General features: G+C 38.5%; 19 protein-coding genes. 10 read left to right on the top strand and 9 right to left on the bottom strand.

What is annotated here, in order from left to right:
• On the bottom strand, positions 1 to 632 hold a 632-nt coding region (locus VLB74_RS05845), incomplete at its 3' end, for a sensor histidine kinase (protein ID WP_325202520.1).
• Positions 633 to 1,316, bottom strand: a complete 684-nt coding sequence (locus VLB74_RS05850; RefSeq protein WP_325202521.1) for a response regulator transcription factor — start codon at positions 1,314 to 1,316, stop codon at positions 633 to 635.
• Between the two features lie 193 nt (positions 1,317 to 1,509).
• Here VLB74_RS05850 and VLB74_RS05855 point away from each other — a divergent pair, with 193 nt between their 5' ends.
• From VLB74_RS05855 to VLB74_RS05875, 5 genes are all read left to right on the top strand, one after another.
• The gene (locus VLB74_RS05855; protein ID WP_325202522.1) at positions 1,510 to 4,293 is read left to right on the top strand and encodes a TonB-dependent receptor; all 2,784 of its coding nucleotides are present in this window, start codon (positions 1,510 to 1,512) and stop codon (positions 4,291 to 4,293) included.
• Positions 4,294 to 4,604: 311 nt separating this feature from the next.
• On the top strand, positions 4,605 to 5,792 hold the full coding sequence (locus VLB74_RS05860; protein ID WP_325202523.1) for a hypothetical protein: 1,188 nt from the start codon (positions 4,605 to 4,607) through the stop codon (positions 5,790 to 5,792).
• Between the two features lie 105 nt (positions 5,793 to 5,897).
• The gene (locus VLB74_RS05865; protein WP_325202524.1) at positions 5,898 to 6,239 is read left to right on the top strand and encodes a T9SS type A sorting domain-containing protein; all 342 of its coding nucleotides are present in this window, start codon (positions 5,898 to 5,900) and stop codon (positions 6,237 to 6,239) included.
• A 108-nt stretch (positions 6,240 to 6,347) separates the two neighbouring features.
• A complete protein-coding gene (locus VLB74_RS05870) occupies positions 6,348 to 8,252 on the top strand; it encodes a T9SS type A sorting domain-containing protein (protein ID WP_325202525.1) in 1,905 nt (634 codons plus the stop codon).
• 76 nt (positions 8,253 to 8,328) lie between these two features.
• Positions 8,329 to 9,309 (top strand): LuxE/PaaK family acyltransferase, encoded by a 981-nt coding sequence (locus VLB74_RS05875; protein ID WP_325202526.1) that lies wholly within the window; start codon positions 8,329 to 8,331, stop codon positions 9,307 to 9,309.
• Positions 9,310 to 9,389: 80 nt separating this feature from the next.
• Here VLB74_RS05875 and tyrS read toward each other — a convergent pair whose 3' ends face one another.
• Positions 9,390 to 10,685 (bottom strand): tyrosine--tRNA ligase, encoded by a 1,296-nt coding sequence (gene tyrS / locus VLB74_RS05880; RefSeq protein ID WP_325202527.1) that lies wholly within the window; start codon positions 10,683 to 10,685, stop codon positions 9,390 to 9,392.
• 139 nt (positions 10,686 to 10,824) lie between these two features.
• Here tyrS and VLB74_RS05885 point away from each other — a divergent pair, with 139 nt between their 5' ends.
• The gene (locus tag VLB74_RS05885; RefSeq protein WP_325202528.1) at positions 10,825 to 11,808 is read left to right on the top strand and encodes an NAD-dependent epimerase/dehydratase family protein; all 984 of its coding nucleotides are present in this window, start codon (positions 10,825 to 10,827) and stop codon (positions 11,806 to 11,808) included.
• Here VLB74_RS05885 and VLB74_RS05890 read toward each other — a convergent pair.
• From VLB74_RS05890 to VLB74_RS05900, 3 genes are read right to left on the bottom strand one after another with little or no spacing between them, the layout of a single operon-like run.
• Positions 11,795 to 12,184: a DUF4296 domain-containing protein gene (locus VLB74_RS05890; protein ID WP_325202529.1), complete on the bottom strand. Its 390-nt coding sequence runs from the start codon at positions 12,182 to 12,184 to the stop codon at positions 11,795 to 11,797. The genes VLB74_RS05885 and VLB74_RS05890 overlap by 14 nt on opposite strands.
• 1 nt (position 12,185) lies before the next feature.
• Positions 12,186 to 13,526, bottom strand: a complete 1,341-nt coding sequence (locus VLB74_RS05895) for a dihydroorotase (RefSeq protein WP_325202530.1) — start codon at positions 13,524 to 13,526, stop codon at positions 12,186 to 12,188.
• Between the two features lie 4 nt (positions 13,527 to 13,530).
• On the bottom strand, positions 13,531 to 14,253 hold the full coding sequence (locus VLB74_RS05900; RefSeq protein WP_325202531.1) for a polyprenol monophosphomannose synthase: 723 nt from the start codon (positions 14,251 to 14,253) through the stop codon (positions 13,531 to 13,533).
• A 195-nt stretch (positions 14,254 to 14,448) separates the two neighbouring features.
• On the opposite strand from VLB74_RS05900, the gene VLB74_RS05905 reads away from it, so the two are divergent.
• Complete coding sequence (locus tag VLB74_RS05905; protein ID WP_325202532.1) at positions 14,449 to 15,111, top strand: DUF4271 domain-containing protein; 663 nt, start codon at positions 14,449 to 14,451, stop codon at positions 15,109 to 15,111.
• A 22-nt stretch (positions 15,112 to 15,133) separates the two neighbouring features.
• Entirely contained in the window at positions 15,134 to 15,892 is a 759-nt protein-coding gene (locus VLB74_RS05910) for a uroporphyrinogen-III synthase (protein ID WP_325202533.1), read from the top strand.
• 145 nt (positions 15,893 to 16,037) lie between these two features.
• Here VLB74_RS05910 and pckA read toward each other — a convergent pair whose 3' ends face one another.
• Positions 16,038 to 17,651, bottom strand: coding sequence for a phosphoenolpyruvate carboxykinase (ATP) (pckA, locus tag VLB74_RS05915; protein ID WP_325202534.1), 1,614 nt, complete (start codon positions 17,649 to 17,651; stop codon positions 16,038 to 16,040).
• An 82-nt stretch (positions 17,652 to 17,733) separates the two neighbouring features.
• Positions 17,734 to 18,123, bottom strand: coding sequence for a DUF423 domain-containing protein (locus tag VLB74_RS05920; RefSeq protein ID WP_325202535.1), 390 nt, complete (start codon positions 18,121 to 18,123; stop codon positions 17,734 to 17,736).
• 125 nt (positions 18,124 to 18,248) lie between these two features.
• Between VLB74_RS05920 and VLB74_RS05925 the strand changes: the two genes are divergently transcribed.
• Entirely contained in the window at positions 18,249 to 19,601 is a 1,353-nt protein-coding gene (locus VLB74_RS05925; RefSeq protein ID WP_325202536.1) for a saccharopine dehydrogenase family protein, read from the top strand.
• A 28-nt stretch (positions 19,602 to 19,629) separates the two neighbouring features.
• Here the strand turns inward: VLB74_RS05925 and VLB74_RS05930 are convergent, their stop codons facing one another.
• Positions 19,630 to 20,259 (bottom strand): tRNA (guanine-N1)-methyltransferase, encoded by a 630-nt coding sequence (locus tag VLB74_RS05930; protein ID WP_325202537.1) that lies wholly within the window; start codon positions 20,257 to 20,259, stop codon positions 19,630 to 19,632.
• Positions 20,260 to 20,444: 185 nt separating this feature from the next.
• On the opposite strand from VLB74_RS05930, the gene VLB74_RS05935 reads away from it, so the two are divergent.
• On the top strand, positions 20,445 to 20,583 hold a 139-nt coding region (locus VLB74_RS05935; protein WP_325202538.1), incomplete at its 3' end, for an AsnC family protein.

Consider the following 20,583-nt stretch of genomic DNA (forward strand, 5'->3'; position numbering starts at 1 on the left):
ATTTCCAACAGATCAAAAACATTCTGCACTACATCTACGATATTGAATTTAGTGTAGTTGAGATTCAGATCGCCGGTTTCCAGTTTGGAAATCATGTCAAGGTCTTTTACTATGTTAATCAGACGCTCCACACCTTTTTCAGCGCGTTCCAGGTATTTTTTACGGATGGATTTGTCGTTCATGGCGCCATCAAGCAACGTTGACAGATAGCCTTGTACGGTAAACAAGGGTGTTTTCAGTTCGTGAGAAACATTCCCAAGAAATTCTCTTCGGTATTCCTCACGAACTTTCAACATTTCTATTTCGATTTTTTTCTCCCGGGCGAACTTTTGTACATCGAGCGTCAAAGTTGCCATATCGGTTGTAATGGGCTGACTTCGCAATGTTGTGGAATCCAGAAGCGATACGTCATCGTAGATTTTCTTAACGCGTTTATAGATGAATTTCTCCACGCGGAATTGCAATACAAAAAAAGAAAAAAGGAAAATGGCAAGGGTAAATACCGCCAGAAAGGGATAATTGATTTCAAGAAAAAAATACAGCAAAATAGCAGCAAAACCAGTTGCAAACAACGTGATATAAAACGCAGATTTTACGGCAAATTTGTATGATTTCTTAAAGCTTATACTCATTTACAGCTCCAGCTTGTAGCCTACTCCTTTAATGGTTTTGAACAAATCGTCTCCGATTTTTTCTCTTAATTTCCTGATGTGAACGTCGATGGTTCTTCCGCCCACAACCACTTCATTGCCCCAAACTTTATCAAGGATTTCTTCTCTTTTGAATACTTTTCCGGGCTTGGTCGCTAAAAGATAAAACAATTCAAACTCTTTTCTTGGCAGGATAATCTCCTTACCTTCATTGATTATTTTGTAGGCTTCACGGTTGATTTCAATCTCCCCCACACGGATTATATCACCTTTTGATTCTTCCTCTTTAAGTCGGCGCAATAACGCTTTTACTTTACTTACGAGTAATTTCGGCTTAATCGGTTTTGCAATGTAATCATCGGCACCGGCATCAAAACCGGCCACCTGGGAATAATCTTCGTTTCGGGCGGTTAAAAAAGTAATGATAACATCGGCCAATTCAGGTATTTTACGGATATTTTCACACGCCTCCATGCCATCCATTTCGGGCATCATCACATCCATAATGATAAGCTGCGGCACTTCTTTTTTCGCTTTGGTTATGGCTTCTTTACCATTGCTGGCCGTTACCACCTGATATCCCTCTTGGGTTAAATTATACCCTACGATTTCTAAAATATCCGGCTCATCATCAACCAATAATATTTTAATGTCTTTCTTTTTCATAATTGACACTTCTTTGTGTTTTCGGGATGTAAAGGTAAAGATAATACAAAACGATTAATGTTGTATTCTCTGACTTAACGATTATTTAATATGGTAACAATTTGATAATACAACACAAACAAAAGCATAACGAGTCTGTAACGTCGGGTTAACTTACTAACAGTTCCTTTGCAGAAAATTAAACAACATAAAAATGAAACTTAACTTTTTAGTAACCACCCTTTTATTTACAGTATTTGCTTTTGCGCAAAAAGGAACGGTTACAGGCAGCATTACGGATAAGGATATGAATAATGAAGCGCTTCCTTTTGCTACCGTAATGATTAAAGGCACAACCAATGGAGCTAACACGGACGAGCAAGGCCACTATTCGCTTTCCGTTTCTGAAGGAAATCATGTATTGCAAATTTCTTTCTTGGGTTATGAAAGTATTGAAGTCCCTTTCACAATTAAAAGCGGTGAAACCAAAACGATAAATCAGGCTCTGGGCGCTAAAGGAGTCGAACTTCAGGATGTGGTAATTAAAGTAGACCAAAATCGGGAGAAAGAAACGGCACTTTTGGTTGAACAGAAAAAAGCAGTTGAAATCAAACAATCCATCGGAGCACAGGAACTTTCCAGAAAAGGAGTGAGTGATGTTGAAGAAGGACTGACCAAAATGACCGGGATCTCAAAAGTAGGCTCAAGAGGTTTGTTTGTCCGCGGATTGGAAGACCGATATAACAATTTGCTGATTAACAATTTAGCAGTACCTTCCAACAACCCTTTCCAGAAAATCGTACCATTGGATTTGGTTCCGACCGATGTGGTAAGCGTGATTGAAACCTACAAAACATTCAATCCTAATATTTACGGAGATTTTGCCGGAGCTACTTTTAACATTGCTACTTCTAAAGTGAACAACAGCATCACGAAATTATCTTTGGGAGCAGGCTTGGTAACCAATAACAGTCTGCGAAATTTTTACATCACCAGTGATGCGGACAACGCAAAAGGATTTTTCGGTTTAACAGGAAACGACAGAGCCCTGCCTTCCGAATTTAACGACACTCCCAACCCACCGGTAACGCTTACCGGCCAAAATGCAGTTGACGCTTTCGAGACCGGATTTGAGGTTAAAAAAACCAAAAGCCCATTAAACACCAGTGTCGGAATTTTACATGCCGAAAAATTCAACCTGAAAAACACCAATAAGATAAGCTACCTTATCTCTTTAAATTTTGACAACTCCTTCCAATACAGAACAGGAGTTGACAGAACGCTGAACCCAGGCAACCTTATTCAGTATTCAAACAACTTTACAACTACAACGTATAATTACAAAACTAATTTTTCCTCAATTTTAGGATTGAATTATGCTTCCGAAAGACTGAATTTATCAACCAACGTGTTGTATCTTAAAACTTCGGATAATTTGATTCAGGATCAGTTGGGATATCAAAATGCGCAACAGGATGTTGACGATTATCTGATCCGCACCAACCAATTGGATGAAACCCAATATTTAAACGGACAGCTTTTTGGGGATTATGCCATCACTTCGAACAAAAACCATCTGGTAAAAATGGGTGTATCCTTGGCCAAAACAACTTTCGATCAGCCGGACAGAAATTCATATACCGGACATCAACTGGCCGAAGACAACGTCTTGGTAAGCTATGGAGGAAACAATTTCTTAAGACAGTATCTGGATGTTAAAAACGACCTGTTCAGTTCGGCTTTTCTAGAATACAATTTCAAATTCGGAAAAGAGCACAAATTGTCTGTCGGATATAACGGAAACACCAACGGTACGGAATCATCCTATAGATTTATCTATACCAACACTACCGGCAATGTCACATTCAATTTAAATCCGTTTACCGTTAACGAACAGATTGAAACCGATTTGTTGAACAACACAATCTATTTCCAGGAATCCAGTAATTCCACCTGGAAAGCAAAATTAGACGAGAAAAACAATGCCGGTTACGCCAACCTGTTTTACAAATTCTCCGAGAAATTCGACGTTAATGCCGGTTTTAGAGCCGAAAATTATGACCGAACAACCAAATACAGGGAATTAGGTTCTTTCGATCAGCCTTATAAAACGGTAAATAAAAACAAAGTATACTTCTTACCATCGGTTAACGCCAAATACGCGCTTAACGACAACACAAACCTTCGTTTTGCAGCCTCACAAACGTATTCAAAACCGGTTATCATGGAGTCTTACCCGCTACAGATCGTTAACCCGGACAATACGGTTTTTCAGGGAAATCCATACCTGGTTAACAGCGACAACACCAATATTGATTTAAAATTCGAAATGTTCCCTACTTCCAAAGAAATGTTTGCCGTAGGCTTATTTGGGAAAAACATCCAAAACCCTATCGAACGCACTTACATATCAAGTCCGGGGTCTACCATTGTAACGTTCCTGAACTCGGAAAACGCTAAAATATACGGACTGGAAGCGGAATTCATATTAGACCTGGAAAGACTTACCCCTGCATTCAAAGATCTTTCATGGGGATTCAATACTTCCCTGATGCATACCAAAGTAGAAGTTGCAGATGTCGTTACGGGACCGAACGGAAATCAAATACCAAGCATCGAAACACACAAAGACCGTGATTTACAGGGAGCGTCGAAATGGCTTATCAATTCCGATTTAAAATACCAGTTTAGTATGAGCAACACTTGGACCAATACAGTGTCTTTAGTTTACTCTGTTTTCGGAAAACGCATTTACAGTGTGGGAACCAATGGTCTGGATCATATTTACGAATTGCCGGTAAGTCGATTGGACTTGGTATTGAACAGTAAACTATCCAAACATTTTGATTTGAAATTATCAGCAGACAACCTTCTGAATCCACAGATAAAATATGAATTGGGAACAGAAAACACAACCACTTTCAATGAAAGCTCTTATCTTATGAGAAATTACAAAAGAGGCGTAGGATTCTCATTCAACCTTGGATATACCTTCTAAATAGTTATAGTTAGCAACTAAAAGAGGCTGTCTCAAAAGGCAGCTTCTTTTGCGTTTAATATTTTTTCTCCTTACTGCATTAGGTACTATTTTTTAAAACCATATAAGCCATTTCACTTTTATTACTAAACCCTTTGAAACAGCTTTTTGTGATTACAATTCCGTAATCCCGATAACTTTTACTTTACCTAAAGTTGAAATTCCTTTAATGATATGTTGATGTTTGCTTAACCGCCTGTTTTAAAAAATGAAACACCTTTGTATCAACGAATTAAACTAAAAAATTACGAGAAACAAAAAAAACAAACACAATGAAAAAATTACTTTTAAGCCTTGCTGTTTTAGGCACTTTATTCACGGGTTGTTCAAATGACGATGAGGAGAACAACACTCCTGTAACTCCACAGGTAGGCGAAATCAGCGGAGACATCACAACAACCACTTCCTATGCTTATGGAAATTACACCTTAAAAGGAATCGTAAGAGTAAAATCCGGCGCAACTTTAACAATTGCTGCAGGAAGTACTGTAACATGTGATAAGATAAATGGTGACAACGCTTTAGTTGTTGAAAACGGCGGAAAATTAATGATTGAAGGTACTGAATCTTCCCCGGTTATTTTTACAGAAGTTTCTAAAGTTCCAGGATCTTGGGGTGGAATCATTATGTATGGAGATGCTCCTGTGAAAGTTTTAGGAGGCGGAAACACTTCAATTTCAGAAGACGGATTATCCTTGAACTACGGAGGAAGCAACGCTGCACACAACGGAGGTTCATTAAAATATGTTCGCGTGGAATATGCCGGTAAAAAATTGGCTGACGGAACAAAAGAATTAAACGGATTCTCATTCTACTCTGTAGGTTCAGGAACAACACTTGATCACTTGGTATCGTACATGGGTGCTGATGACGGTTTCGAATTTTACGGAGGAACAGTAAGCTTAACAAATGCTATTTCTTACGGAAATTATGACGATTCTTTCGACTGGCAAGACGGATGGCAAGGTCAGAACAATACCAACTGGTATGCTTATCAAACAAACAAAGGAAACTTTGGTATTGAAATTGAAGCTTCTGCAAACAACAATGACTTTTATCCGAAATTCACTAACGTAACTTTGAAAAGAGCCACAGGATGTACTCCGGAAGTTGCAGGAGACGTACAAGTTGATGCGATTCAGTTCAAAAAAGAAGGAAACGGAGATTTTACCAATGTAGTTATTGACGGATATGGAGATTATACCGAAGGTGGAATTGTTTACCAGGGTGCAGCCATAAAAATTCAGGATGCGACTACAAATACAAACCAGGTAAATGGCTCTAAAATCAAATTGACAGGAGTGAAGATAACGAATACATCACAAAATGTTGCCGGTGGATCGTCTTCAATAACTGTAGCCTTCCCTGAAGGGAGATTCACGACTAACACCACTGCTACCGGGGCTTCGTTAGCGTCTGGATCATGGTCTACAGTTAATGGATTGAACTTAATTCAGTAAGTAAACGATTGTTTTTACTGCCAAAAACGCCCTTTTTAAATTAGGGCGTTTTTTTTGGCATGTATTTTGAAAATATTTTTATATCTTTACACAATATTAGTTCACATGAAGAGAAATTACTTTTATATTATTCTTTTTTCGGCCTTTTTATTTTCCTCAAGCCTAATGGCCCAGGAGAGTAAGGCAGCACCTGTGAACAAACCTCAAGAAAACACAATCGAAGGATTGAGCATTTATCCCAACCCAACCAGCGGGGATAAAATTTACATCGTATCTAAATTGGCGCTTGACAAGGAAGTAGAGATTTTCGATGTGCTTGGAAAAAGAATCCTTCAGGCCACACTTAGTTCTAAAGAACTAAACATAGGCAACCTAAATGCCGGCGTTTACATTATCAAAATAAGAGAAGGCGAAGCAACAGCTACAAGAAAGTTGATTGTTAAATAATTGCGCTTCGGCTGTTCATTTATTTTACCTTATTTTTACATGGAAAAGTTTTACAATCTGTAAATACTTGTTATATTTGTCATCCAATTTTTAAAAAACTTGTTTAATATGAAACAAATTTACGCATTATTGTTAACCTTGACAGTTAGCACATTTTCGTTCGCTCAGGTAAACTATCTTAACGATAGCTTTAACTATACTGACAATTCATTATTAACAGCCAACGGATGGACTGCCCATAGCGGTGCAGGAACCAATGCAATTGACGTTGGCGCATCCAACGGTTTAACTTATGCCGGATACAACAGTGGAGCTGGCAGTATCACGGGTTTTAGCGCAGGAAACGCCGCTAAAGTAGACAATACGGGAGAAGATGTAAATAAACTGCTTACTGCTGCCCCAGGCGCCTCAAGCGACGTTTTTGTATCTTTTCTAATAAATGTCACCAACGCAACTACAGGTTATTTCATTCACCTTTCACCAACAGATACAGGAACGCAAGTCGGAAGAATATTTGTAAGACCGTCGGCCACCAACCCAACAACAACTTTTAATATCGGTATTTCAAACTCATCAACAGGTAATTTTGGAACAACCGAGTTTACTTTAAACACAACCTATCTTGTTATAGTTAAATACAACAATTCTGCCACCGGAGCTTGTAGTGTTTGGGTGAAATCAAGCGGAATTCCCGCTAATGAAGCCGCTGCAGGAGCACCGGAAGCAACAGCAACCGGAAGCGGAAGTGCAGCTGTTGACCGCATCTGTTTAAGACAATTTGGTGCAACGCAAAATGAAATTGTTGATGCTCTGTATATTTCTTCTACTTGGATGGGAACAACTCCATGCAGTTTAACCCTGGACGTAGAAACCGCAGCTTGCAATGCTGTAACTTTAGCTATAGACACTTACAATGCAACTATTCCTTTCACAGGAGGTAACAGCGGTACTTACAACTTATCAACAAATGTAGGAACCATTGGAGGAGACAACCCTTCTACAACTGCTACGGGTAACATCGTTATCTCAAATGTCCCAGAAGGAACCAACGTAACACTAACCATAACAGGAACTTGCGGAATAACCAGAGTTATAGTGGCCCCGCAATGCAAACCGGTAAATACTTTACCTTATAATGAGCCTTTCAATTATACAGTTGGAAATATATTGACAAACGAACAAAGATGGTCAATTAGCAATACCGGTGATAATATCTTGGCAACCGCAGGAAACTTAACTTATACCGGACTTACTTCAACAGGTAACTCAATTGCTTTTGACGGAGGAGGAGCAGAAGCCCATACTCCATTTACAGGAATCACTTCAGGCACTTTATACAGTTCTTTCTTAATGAAAGTAACAGACAATACTGCCGTAACTGAAGGAGGACAGACTTATTTTGCCGTTTTAACGGATGGGGTTTCTAATAATTTCAAAGCACGTATTTTCAGCAAAAAAACAGGAAGTACTTACCAGTTAGGATTGACTTCAGGAACGTCTACAACTAATTACACTTCTACTTTCTTCAATGTAAATGATGTGGTTTATGTGGTAATGGGATATGATTTCGCAACAAACACTTTGAAAGCTTGGTTCAACCCAACAATTGCGTCTTTCACACCTGCAACCCCAGCTGATTTAACAGACACTCCTGCAGCACCAATCGCTACATTGGGCGGATTCTTATTACGTCAGGATTCTACTAACACAACTCCATTTACAACAATAGACGAGGTAAGAGTTGCTACAACGCTAAATGGAATTTTAAGTGTTCAGGAGAACAACATTTCTGGATTAAATGTTTACCCTAACCCTGCTAAAGATTTCTTGCATATTACTACAGCTGCAAATGGTGTAAAAACTGTTTCAATCTACGACCTTGTTGGAAAACAGGTTTTAAACACTACCACTGCAAACGAGGTAATTGAAATTTCAAGTTTGAATGCAGGTGTTTATATGGTTAAAATTACCGAAGAAGGAAAAACAGCTACCAGAAAACTGGTTATCAAATAATCCCTTTTTTCTTTTATAAAACACAAAGAAAGCATCAGCGAAAGTTGGTGCTTTTTTATTTTTGTACATTTGCACCATGTTTTCTACGTCCGACATTTTTCACATTGCTTCCAAAAAAGAGTTTGAGAAAACCACACTCAAAGTATTCCGCTATCAATACGATAACAATCCGGTATATCAAAACTTTTGCAGGTTACTGAAAAAAGACAAAACAAACGTAAAATCATTAACGGAAATTCCGTTTTTACCTATACAGTTTTTTAAGTCACATGATGTCGTAAGCTCTGCCGAACCGGTACAAACAATATTTACCAGCAGCGGAACTACAGGAACAATCACCAGCCGCCATCTGGTAACCGATTTGAATTTTTACGAACAGAGTTTCCGATTAGGTTTTTCCCAATTTTATGGCAATATCGAAGACTACGTGGTTTTAGCACTGCTCCCCTCTTATCTGGAACGCGAAGGCTCTTCCTTAATTTACATGGCAAAAGACCTGATTGAAGGTTCCAACCAACCCGATAGTGGTTTTTATCTGCATAATTATGACGAACTGATCCAAAAACTCATCCAACTAGACCAATCAGGACAAAACGTTTTATTGATTGGCGTCACCTATGCCTTGTTGGATTTGATTGAGAAGCAAAACTTTCAGCTAAAGAACACCATTATCATGGAAACCGGTGGCATGAAAGGCAAGCGCAAAGAAATCATTCGGGAAGAATTACACGAAATCCTTTGTAATGGTTTCGGAGTTTCCAAAATCCATTCGGAATACGGCATGACAGAATTGCTTTCCCAGGCTTATTCATTAGGTGATGGTATTTTCGAATGTCCACCCTGGATGGAAATCCTTATCCGCGACACCGAAGACGCATTGTCTTATGTAGCAGAAGGCAAAACCGGAGGCATCAACGTTATTGATTTAGCCAACATCAATTCATGTTCGTTTATTGCCACGCAGGATTTGGGAAAAAAATACCCCAACCATTCTTTCGAAGTATTGGGACGTTTTGACAATTCCGATATCCGTGGCTGCAATCTGATGGTCATCTAAAATAATCCCGAACTTTTAAAACATAAAAAAAACCTGCAAAATTTTAAAAATCCTGCAGGCTTATTTTATTTCCAAAATGATTATTTCACTTTAATCACATAATAATTTTTCTTTCCTTTCTGCAAAAGTAAGAACTGATTATTAATCAGGTCCTTTGGCGAAATCATATAGTTCTCTCCCACTTTTTCTTTATTCAGGGAAACGGCATTTTGCTTCAGTTCCCTTCTGGCATCGCTGTTGGAAGCAAGGAAATTAGTTTTAGCAGCAAGAGCGGCAATCATATCCAAACCAGCTTCAACATCAGCCATCGCTACTTCGGCATGCGGTACGCCTTCAAAGACTTCCAAAAACGTCTTTTCGTCAAGTTTCTTCAAATCATCCATACTCGGACTGAAAAATGCCGCAGAAGCCTCAATAGCCTTTTCTAATTCTCCCTTACCGTGAACAAACGTAGTTACTTCTTCTGCCAAACGTTTTTGCAACACGCGTAAATGCGGTGCTTCATGATGCTCGGCAATCAATTTTTCGATTTCCTCCTGTCCGATAAACGTAAAGATTCTGATATATTTTTCAGCATCCACATCTGTGGTATTCAACCAAAACTGGTAAAATTTATACGGCGAGGTTTTATCAGCATCCAACCAAACATTTCCTCCTTCTGATTTACCAAATTTAGAACCGTCAGCCTTTGTAATTAAAGGACATGTCATCGCATAAGCCTTCGCTCCTTCACCGCCAATTCTTCGGATTAACTCAGTACCGGTTGTGATATTTCCCCACTGGTCCGAACCGCCCATCTGCAACAGACAGTTATTGGCTTTATATAAATGGTAAAAATCATATCCCTGAATCAATTGGTAGGTAAACTCCGTAAACGACATTCCTTCACCAATCTCTCCGTTCAGACGTTTTTTAACCGAATCTTTCGACATCATGTAATTTACCGTTATACGTTTTCCCACATCACGGGCAAAATTGATAAACGAGAAATCCTTCATCCAATCGTAGTTATTCACTAAAACAGGAGCATTGGCATCGGCTGAATTAAAATCTAAAAAACGGGACAATACATTTTTGATGCCGGCAACGTTTTTATTTAATGTAGCCTCATCCAATAAATTACGCTCATCTGACTTTCCCGAAGGATCCCCAATCATACCCGTTGCTCCTCCGACCAAAGCAAAAGGCTTATGACCGAAATTCTTCAGATGCACCAATAAGATAATCGGCACCAAACTTCCGATGTGTAATGAATCTGATGTAGGATCAAATCCGATATAGGCTGCGGTAGATTCTTTTGTCAATTGCTCTTCTGTTCCCGGCATAATATCGTGAACCAAACCTCTCCAACGTAATTCTTCTACTATATTTCTCATTTTGAAAACAATTTTCGCAAAGATAAAATTTATTGTTGATTATTTCATCTATTCGCTTTCGCTCGGGTCGGTTATTTGTTTGTTTGTTTAATCGAAAAAAAACGCAATTCATAATTCATAATTCGTAATTTCGCCATATATGATATTAGTTACCGGCGGAACAGGATTGGTAGGTGCTCACTTACTACTTGAGTTGCTTCATGAAAATGAGGTGGTTCGCGTCATTTACCGCAAATCGGCTTCCATTGCAAAAACACGAAATCTATTCGAAATCGAAAACAAGATGGATTTGTTTGCTAAAATCGAATGGGTCCAGGCTGATATCACTGACATTCCCGCTTTAGAAAAGGCTTTTGAAAATATCGAATACGTTTACCACTGCGCCGCTTTAATTTCCTTTGATGCAAATGACGAAGACCAGCTGCGTAAAATCAACATCGAAGGAACGGCCAATATCGTAAATTGCTGTATCGATTTCGGCATAAAAAAACTCTGCCATGTCAGTTCCATAGCCGCTTTAGGCGATGTTAGGGACGGCGAAAAAATCATAACCGAAGAAACCGAATGGAATCCTGAAAAAAATCACGGTGATTACGCCCTGACAAAATACGGAGCGGAAACGGAAGTCTGGAGAGGCTCCCAGGAAGGACTTAACGTAGTAGTGGTTAATCCGGGCGTGATTTTCGGTAAAGGATTTGGCGATGCGGGAAGCGGTTTACTCCTGCAAAAGATTCGAAACGGATTCCCTTTTTACACGAAGGGCTCTACAGGAATTACCACCGCGGATGATGTTGTAAAAATTATGATTCAATTGATGAAAACCGACATCAGTGGTGAGCGCTTTACGATTGTATCCGAAAATATCATTCTTCAGAATCTGTTAAACAGCCTTGCCGACAATATGCAGAAAAAAAGGCCTTACATTTACGCAAGACCTTATATGACTTCTATTTACTGGCGACTAGATTGGCTTTTCTCTAAACTCTTCAACAGAAAAAGGAGCTTCACAAAAGCCACTGCCAAATCATCACATTCCACTGAAATTTATGACAATTCCAAAGTAATCCGTCAGCTGAAATATTCCTTCGAGCCTATGGATAAGTTTTTGGCTACTGTACGCTAGGCACATATGTAGGTGCCAATTCCTTTCCGGTCTCTTTGACAGACTTGAAATTAAGTGCTTTTTTACTCGCTTCAATTTTTTCCGCCACTTTCTTGAATAATTTTTGATAATTATGCGGATCTGCAGCATAGTAACGGTTACTCTGTGCAAACGAAAGACTGTCGATATTATACTTCTTATAGATTATCTCGTTTACTTTAATGCTTTTTTGAGTGAATTCAATCGAATTTAAATTCTCCGCCGACTGAAGCACACTTATATCATATAAAACATCCACCATAACCTCTTCACTCAAGAGATTGTCCGGTTTTTCCACTGTTTTGTCGCTACAACTTAAAACAGCAATGCAAGCAAACAATAATACTATTTTTTTCATATTACCTGTCAAATAATAAACGTTGCCCAAAACATCCTTCTTTCACTTTAGCATTGGCATATACTAACTGCCCATTTACAAAAGTATGGGAGATTCTGGATTTAAAATTAGTCCCTTCAAAAGGAGACCAACCACATTTGTATAAAATATTGTCTTTATTTACATTCCAAGGCAAGGCCGTATTAACAATGGCTAAATCAGCATAATAGCCTTCACGGATGAAACCTCTTTTTTCGATTTTAAAAATTTTGGCCGGGTTGTGCGCCATTTTTTCTACAATTTTCTCCACCGAAATCTTACCCTGCAAATACGCTTCAAACATAGCCACAACAGCATGCTGAACCAAAGGTCCGCCCGATGGAGCACTGGTATAAGGATTTTGTTTTTCCTCCCAGGTATGAGGTGCGTGATCGGTTGCGATAACATCGATGCGATCATCCAGTAAAGCTTTCCAAAGTCCGTCTTTATCAGCTTGTGTTTTTACCGCAGGATTCCATTTAATCAATGTTCCTTTAGTCTCGTAATCGGCATCGGTAAACCATAAATGGTGAACACAAACTTCTGCCGTGATCTTTTTTTCCTCCAGAGGAATTTTGTTGGTAAACAAATCGGTTTCTTTAGCTGTCGAAACATGGAAAATATGTAACCGTGCTCCGGTTTTCTTGGCTAATTCAATCGCCTTTGAAGACGAAATATAACACGCTTCCTCACTACGAATCAGATGGTGAAACTTCATCGGAATATTATCTCCATATTCTTCTTTATAATGCTCCAGATTTGCCTTTATGGTGGCCTCATCTTCGCAATGCACGGCAATCAGCATCGGCGTACTCGAAAATATTTTTTCCAGCACCTCTTCATTATCCACCAGCATATTTCCGGTTGATGAACCTAAAAAGAGTTTAATCCCGGCCACATTTCGTGGATTGGTTTTTAAAACTTCTTCCAGATTATCATTGGTTCCGCCCATCATGAACGAATAATTGGCATAGGAACCTTGAGAAGCGATTTGGTATTTCTGCTCCAGCAACTCCTGGGTAACCGCATTTGGAACAGTATTTGGCTGTTCGATAAATGATGTTATCCCTCCTGCAACCGCAGCGCGCGATTCGGAAGCTATGTTTCCTTTATGAGTCAGTCCCGGTTCGCGAAAATGCACCTGGTCATCGATAGCACCGGGAATCAGAAAATTCCCTTCGGCATCAATCACCTGGGAAATCGACGGTTTGTTACTGATATCTGTTCCTATCTCTTTAATGAATTCACCTTCAATAAGCACATCGCCTTCAAAAATTACTCCTTCATTTACAATCTTTGCGTTTTTAATTAATGTAGAATTCATGCTTTTATAATCTGTTGAATAGTTTTCTGATTCGTAAGGAGATAACACCAAATATCGCTTCTTTGATAATGGCGTTACTCATTTTGGACTGACCTTTGGTCCGATCGGTAAAAATAATAGGGACTTCAACAATTTTGAATTTATTGATAAAGGTCCTGTATTTCATTTCAATCTGGAACGCGTATCCGATAAATGTAATTCTGTCCAAGTTTATGGTTTCCAATACATTTCTTCTGTAACAAACAAAACCCGCTGTGGCATCGTGAATTCGCATCCCCATGATAAAATCAACATATACGGAGGCAAAGTAGGACATCAAAACGCGGTTTAGCGGCCAATTCACCACATTTACACCTGTTACATAACGCGAGCCTATCGCCAAATCGGCTCCTTCGACACAAGCCTCATGCAGTCGCTCAAGGTCTTTCGGATTATGAGAAAAATCGGCGTCCATCTCAAAAATATAGTCGAATTTTTTATCCAAAGCCCATTTAAAACCATGAACGTAAGCGGTTCCCAAACCGGCTTTTTTGGATCTTTTTTCGATGTGAAGGCGCTCGGGAAATTCCTCTTGGAGCTCCTCTACTTTTGCCGCAGTACCATCGGGTGAATTATCGTCCACAATTAAAACGTGAAAAGGTGTAGTTAAAGAAAATACGGCGCGGACAATGGCTTCTATATTTTCAATTTCATTATAAGTAGGAATAATAACTACGCCTGTATTCATTTTTTAATTCAGATTTACCTGCAAAAATACACTATTTCTAACTCCATATTCATAATAAAATTATAATAAATTTTGCAATCTGTCAGAAAACCGAATTCAACCGACGAAATGATTAAGTTATACATTTTATATCTTCTGTCATGATTGTGACGTGTGTATTTCAAAACAAAAATTAGTACTTTTACATCCGATATGATGGACTTATTACTTAACGAAAGAGCTATTGAAAGCAAAGATTGGGCAACAGTATTGTTTGTACTCTGCTTTTCTATTCTCGCCATCAACCGGACTATTTTTGAAGTCCGATTTAATGAATTCATCAAAATAGCCATCTCGGATAAGTATTTAAAAATATACAAAGACAGCGGAAACATGAACAGTTGGTTTACCATCTCCATGTTTGTCGTACAGTTAATTTCGTTCGCCTTTTTAATCCAGATTACCTTGAGCTATTTTGGCTTAACAACAAAATACAACTGGGTAAGTTACATACAGATAACCACATTGCTGGGGGTTTTCATACTTTCCAAATACCTTATCGAGAAAATCATTGCCACAACTTTCAATATTGAAGAATTTAACGAACAATTTAATTTACAGAAAGTTAACTACAGGACCTATATTGGTCTTTTGGTTTTACCGGTTAATATCCTGCTTTTCTATAACGATTTTTTATCAAAAACCTTGCTTCTCGTTGTGATTTCAATTATTTTGATAATTAACATGACTACATACTTCTTTTCATTGAAGAATTATCAAAACTTAATCTTAAGCAAGTTCTTTTATTTTATTTTGTATCTTTGCGCACTTGAAATAGCGCCCTATTATTTCATGTATTATTGGTTTACAAAAAGTTAGAATAATTGATTTTATTTAGATTATGAAAGTGAAAACTATCTTGGTTTCTCAACCAGAGCCTAAAGTGGAGAATTCACCGTACTTTGAACTACAGCAAAAACTGAAGATCAAAGTTGATTTCAGACCTTTTATTCACGTAGAGGGCGTCCCAGCCAAAGAGGTGAGAGCACAAAAAATCGACTTAAACAACTTTACGGCGATTATCTTAACCAGCAAAAACTCGGTAGATCACTTCTTTAGAGTAGCTGAAGAAATGCGTTATAAAGTACCTGAAGATTTAAAGTACTTCTGCCAGTCCGAAGCCATCGCTTTCTATTTACAGAAGTATGTGGTTTACCGCAAACGTAAAATTTATGTCGGTCAGAAGGATTTTGTTGATTTGTCACCACTTATCAAAAAATACAAAGACGAAAAATTCCTTTTGCCTTCATCAGACCAATTGAATGCGGATGTACCGCAAACATTAAACGGCCTGAAAGTAAATTGGGTACCCGGAACGTTCTACAGAACGGTAATGAGTGATCTTTCTGATTTAAAAGACGTTTATTACGATGTTTTGGCTTTCTTTAGTCCAACAGGAATAAAATCGTTATTCAAAAACTTCCCGGATTTCGTACAAAACAATACGAGAATCGCGGTATTTGGAAGCACTACTCAAAAAGAAGCCCTGGATCACGGCTTACGAGTGGATATTATGGCGCCAACGCCAGAAACCCCGTCCATGACAATGGCTTTAGAAAAATACATTATTAAAGCTAACAAAGAATCCAAGGAAAAATAACATTACTCATATTCTACAAAAAAGCAGCCATTGGCTGCTTTTTTTATTCCAAAAATTCACAACACAGTAAAATCGGAACTTTGTAAAAACAAAAATCCCACCACGCAAAGCGGGTGGGATTTTCTATATAATTTATTACGTCTGATTATAATTGCGGACCAGCCTTAACAAGGTTTTTACCTTCTTCGTTATCGGTATACTGAACAAAGTTATTGATAAATCTTCCTGCTAAATCAGCAGCTTTTCCGGTCCATTCAGAAGCATCAGCATAGGTGTTTCTCGGATCAAGAATCTCTGTATTCACACCTTCTAAAGCCGTTGGCACTTCCAAGTTGAAAATAGGCACGATTTGCGTAGCAGCTTTCTCTAATGAACCATCAAGGATTCTGTCGATAATCGCTCGTGTATCTTTAATAGAAATACGTTTCCCTGTACCATTCCAGCCTGTATTTACCATATAAGCCGTGGCATTGTGTTCTTCCATTTTCTTCACCAATTCTTCTCCGTATTTTGTTGGATGCAGGCATAAAAACGCTTTTCCGAAACACGCAGAGAATGTTGGTTCTGGTTGGGTAACCCCTCTTTCCGTACCAGCCAATTTAGCGGTAAAACCAGAAAGGAAATAATATTTAGTCTGCTCCGGGGTTAATTTTGAAACCGGTGGCATTACTCCGAAAGCATCCGCCGTTAAGAAGATCACTTTTGAAGCATGACCTGCCTTTGAAACCGGCTTAACAATATTTTCGATATGTTCGATTGGATACGAAACACGCGTGTTTTGCGTTACTGAACCATCCTTGAAATCGATTACACCACTTGCATCAAGCGTTACGTTTTCCAATAAAGCATCACGACGGATAGCACCAAAAATGTCCGGTTCGTTTTCTTTGCTCAAATCGATCGTTTTTGCATAACAACCTCCTTCAAAGTTGAAAACACCGTCATTATCCCATCCGTGTTCATCGTCACCGATTAATTCACGTTTCGGATCTGTAGACAACGTAGTTTTACCAGTTCCAGACAATCCGAAGAAAACAGCAACATCACCGTCTTTACCTTTGTTGGCAGAACAGTGCATTGAAGCGATACCTCTCAATGGAAGGTAGTAGTTCATCATCGAGAACAATCCTTTTTTCATTTCTCCACCATACCAGGTACCTCCAATTAATTGGATTTTTTCGGTAAGGTTGAAAGCAATATATACATCGGAATTTAATCCGTGAGCAGCATAATCTTTGAAACTTGTTTTAGAAGCATTCATCACAATGAAATCCGGTTCTCCGAAGTTTTCCAACTCGGCTTCCGTAGGACGGATGAACATGTTTTTCACAAAATGCGCCTGCCAGGCTACTTCCATAATGAAACGCACTTTCAGACGCGTATCTTCATTGGCACCGCAAAAAGCATCCACCACGAACAATCTTTTTGAAGAAAGCTGGTTAACCGTAGTTTCTTTTAAAGCATTCCATGTATCTTGAGAAATGGCTTTATTATCGTTTACAGCTTTGTCTGATGTCCACCAAATCGTATCTTTAGTAACATCATCTTTTACAATATATTTATCTTTTGGAGACCTTCCCGTGAATACACCTGTCATTACGTTAACCGCACCAAGTTCTGACAATTGCCCTTTTTCAAAACCATCCAATGCAGGATTCAGCTCTTCATTATATAAGAAATCATAAGACGGATTATAGATAACTTCTACAGTATTCTTAATTCCGTATTTCTCTAATGAAATTGTTTTGGTAACATTCATAATTAAAAAATGTGTTGTTTGTTTGTTTTAATAAGACTGCAAAAATAAAAAAAATTAATTTCGGATAGGTTTTTTTAACCATTTATTCTGCTTTTTTACCCTTAATTTTAGCAAAAAGCACAATCCATCCTAAAATCATTAACAATCCTCCTAAAGGCGTTATCGGACCAATGATTTTTGCATTGATTGAAGTCACTGAAGCCGTTGACAACAAATAGATTGAACCTGAAAACATTACTACTCCGACGGCAACCAGCATCAAAATGATTTTTTTTGTTTTTTGCGATATAAGACCGGTCGTTCCGATAAAAAGAAGAAACAATGCATGGTACATCTGATAACGCACCCCCGTTTCGAAAGTTCCCAATTCGGTTTCACTCAAAACAGATTTAAGTCCATGTGCCCCAAATGCACCCAAAATAATAGCCACAGCCCCCATAAAAGCAGCAACTGCAATAATTTTTTTATCCATGATTTTTAAATTACGCCCAAAGTTACTACAATTTTTTAACGTTAAATAATAAAACTAATATCGTTTCTATTTCATAATAATATAACAATTTGCTATTTTCGTGGACTTTTAAAACAAAACCCACAATGAGAAACATTCTGATTATAGGAGCGGGCCGTTCAGCATCCTCACTTATTAAATATCTGCTGGAAAAATCGGAAACCGAAAAACTGCATATCACCATTGGTGACCTATCTTTAGAATTAGCTCAAAAAAAGACACAGAACCATAAAAACGCTTCGGCTATTGCCCTGGATATCTTCAATGAAAACCAACGCAGGGAAGAAATTCAGAAAGCCGATATCGTAATATCCATGTTACCGGCTCATTTACATATTGAAGTGGCCAAAGACTGCATCACTTACAAGAAACACATGGTTACGGCCTCTTATATATCCGACGCCATGCAAAGCCTTGATGAAGCAGCCAAAGAGAACAACCTTATCTTTATGAATGAGATTGGCCTTGACCCGGGAATCGATCATTTGAGCGCTATGAAAGTAATCGATGAAATCCGCGAAAAAGGAGGAAAAATCATTTTATTCGAATCGTTCTGCGGCGGATTGGTTGCTCCGGAATCGGATACAAACCTTTGGAATTACAAATTTACGTGGGCTCCGAGAAATGTGGTTTTGGCCGGCCAGGGAGGAGCAGCAAAATTCATTCAGGAAGGATCATACAAGTACATTCCTTATCATAAATTATTCCGAAGAACCGAATTTTTAGAAGTAGACGGCTACGGAAAATTTGAAGGTTATGCCAACCGCGATTCTTTGAAATACAGAAGTATCTACGGCTTAAACGATGCACTAACTGTTTTTAGAGGCACCATCCGCAGGGTTGGATTTTCAAAAGCCTGGGATATGTTTGTACAACTGGGAATGACCGATGACACCTACGTTATTGATGATTCCGAAACGATGAGCTATCGCGAATTCGTCAATTTATTCCTGCCTTACCACCCTACCGATTCAATCGAAATAAAACTACGCCACAAATTAAAAATCGACCAGGATGACGTGATGTGGGATAAATTATTGGAATTGAACTTATTCAACCCCAATAAAATCATAGGTCTTAAGAACGCTACTCCGGCACAAATTCTGGAAAAAATATTATCTGACAGTTGGGCATTGCAACCGGACGAGAAAGACATGATTGTAATGTACCACAAAATAGGTTATGAGTTAAAAGGTGAGAAAAAACAAATTGACGCCACCATGGTATGTCTTGGCGACGACCAAACCTACACCGCAATGGCAAAAACCGTAGGACTGCCGGTAGCCATGGCAACCCTTCAAATCCTAAACGGAAACATTAAAACGCCAGGTGTGCAATTGCCACTAAACAAAGAAGTCTATCTGCCTATTTTAGATGAATTAGAAGAATACGGAGTGGTTTTCAACGAAAAAAGCGTAGAATACAAAGGATATAATTAACAAAAAGCCCCTCTTTGAGGGGCTTTTTTTATGAAACATCAACAAGCTTTTTCTTTTGCTTATTAATTTCGTCCTGCAACTGGCGACGGAGTTTTTGTTCCCGCTCGATGGCATTGCGTTTAAACTGTTCAAATTCTTCTTCTACTTCTGTCAACTTCTCTTTGGCATCTTTTGTAATGCTATTTGCTCCTTTAAATCGTAAACCCAAAAAAACAGCAAATATCAGCAACACAGAAACCAAAGACCACATGATCGAATGGTATAAAACTTTAGAAAGCGGCATTCCAAAAAGTAAAAACGTTTCGTTAGCCGTATCGAAAGTAGCTTCTTTGGCTTTAGCTTCATCCAATTTCGCTGTCAGATTTTTTATCTCTCCGTTTTTGGATTCAATCGTCTTTTTTGAATCCGCCAAATCGTTTTCATTTCTGGACAAAAGCGTCACCACGTCGAACCGTAAGTTTTCGAGATCCGTTTTCCTGACCATTTTTACGTCATTCTGCTCGGCAGAATTATTAAAAATTGCATTTACCTGATTCTCAACGGAAGTTTTGGTTATAGGCTTTTCAGCCACGGCTTCAATATCCTGAGCCTGCACCGTAACCAATGCCGACAGCGAAACTGTCGCCGCCAGACATGCTTTTAAAGTTAAGTTTTTCATTTTACTAGATTTGGGATTAGTAGTAATCTGATATCAATAATAATAATTTTAGATTTACCTATAACGGCAACCTATGTATTTTAAAGATGCGTAATTTTTTACACATAAACAATTTTTTAACTCAATAAAACAATTTTTATTAAATTTGATATAAAAAAACAAAAACTACTTACATATTTTTTAACATGAAATTAAACCACTTACAGATAGAAATCGACGGAATTGACAAGCAGATTCTTCGTGAGCTTATGGAAGATGCGCGAAAACCCATTTTGCAAATTGCCCAAAAGATTGGGATTTCAGGCGCTGCGATTCATCAGCGGT

The sequence above is a fragment of the Flavobacterium sp. genome (genome assembly GCF_035456225.1).
Taxonomy (GTDB): domain Bacteria; phylum Bacteroidota; class Bacteroidia; order Flavobacteriales; family Flavobacteriaceae; genus Flavobacterium.

Excerpts from the sequence above, each read along its gene's own strand:
- VLB74_RS05850 (WP_325202521.1), bottom strand. The coding sequence starts at position 1,316 with ATGAAAAAGAAAGACATTAAAATATTATTGGTTGATGATGAGCCGGAT.
- VLB74_RS05895 (WP_325202530.1), bottom strand. The coding sequence starts at position 13,526 with ATGAATTCTACATTAATTAAAAACGCAAAGATTGTAAATGAAGGAGTA.
- pckA (WP_325202534.1), bottom strand. The coding sequence starts at position 17,651 with ATGAATGTTACCAAAACAATTTCATTAGAGAAATACGGAATTAAGAAT.
- VLB74_RS05925 (WP_325202536.1), top strand. The coding sequence starts at position 18,249 with ATGAGAAACATTCTGATTATAGGAGCGGGCCGTTCAGCATCCTCACTT.
- VLB74_RS05905 (WP_325202532.1), top strand. The coding sequence starts at position 14,449 with ATGGACTTATTACTTAACGAAAGAGCTATTGAAAGCAAAGATTGGGCA.
- VLB74_RS05860 (WP_325202523.1), top strand. The coding sequence starts at position 4,605 with ATGAAAAAATTACTTTTAAGCCTTGCTGTTTTAGGCACTTTATTCACG.
- VLB74_RS05930 (WP_325202537.1), bottom strand. The coding sequence starts at position 20,259 with ATGAAAAACTTAACTTTAAAAGCATGTCTGGCGGCGACAGTTTCGCTG.
- VLB74_RS05875 (WP_325202526.1), top strand. The coding sequence starts at position 8,329 with ATGTTTTCTACGTCCGACATTTTTCACATTGCTTCCAAAAAAGAGTTT.
- VLB74_RS05920 (WP_325202535.1), bottom strand. The coding sequence starts at position 18,123 with ATGGATAAAAAAATTATTGCAGTTGCTGCTTTTATGGGGGCTGTGGCT.
- VLB74_RS05890 (WP_325202529.1), bottom strand. The coding sequence starts at position 12,184 with ATGAAAAAAATAGTATTATTGTTTGCTTGCATTGCTGTTTTAAGTTGT.
- VLB74_RS05865 (WP_325202524.1), top strand. The coding sequence starts at position 5,898 with ATGAAGAGAAATTACTTTTATATTATTCTTTTTTCGGCCTTTTTATTT.
- VLB74_RS05870 (WP_325202525.1), top strand. The coding sequence starts at position 6,348 with ATGAAACAAATTTACGCATTATTGTTAACCTTGACAGTTAGCACATTT.
- VLB74_RS05900 (WP_325202531.1), bottom strand. The coding sequence starts at position 14,253 with ATGAATACAGGCGTAGTTATTATTCCTACTTATAATGAAATTGAAAAT.
- VLB74_RS05855 (WP_325202522.1), top strand. The coding sequence starts at position 1,510 with ATGAAACTTAACTTTTTAGTAACCACCCTTTTATTTACAGTATTTGCT.
- VLB74_RS05910 (WP_325202533.1), top strand. The coding sequence starts at position 15,134 with ATGAAAGTGAAAACTATCTTGGTTTCTCAACCAGAGCCTAAAGTGGAG.
- tyrS (WP_325202527.1), bottom strand. The coding sequence starts at position 10,685 with ATGAGAAATATAGTAGAAGAATTACGTTGGAGAGGTTTGGTTCACGAT.
- VLB74_RS05885 (WP_325202528.1), top strand. The coding sequence starts at position 10,825 with ATGATATTAGTTACCGGCGGAACAGGATTGGTAGGTGCTCACTTACTA.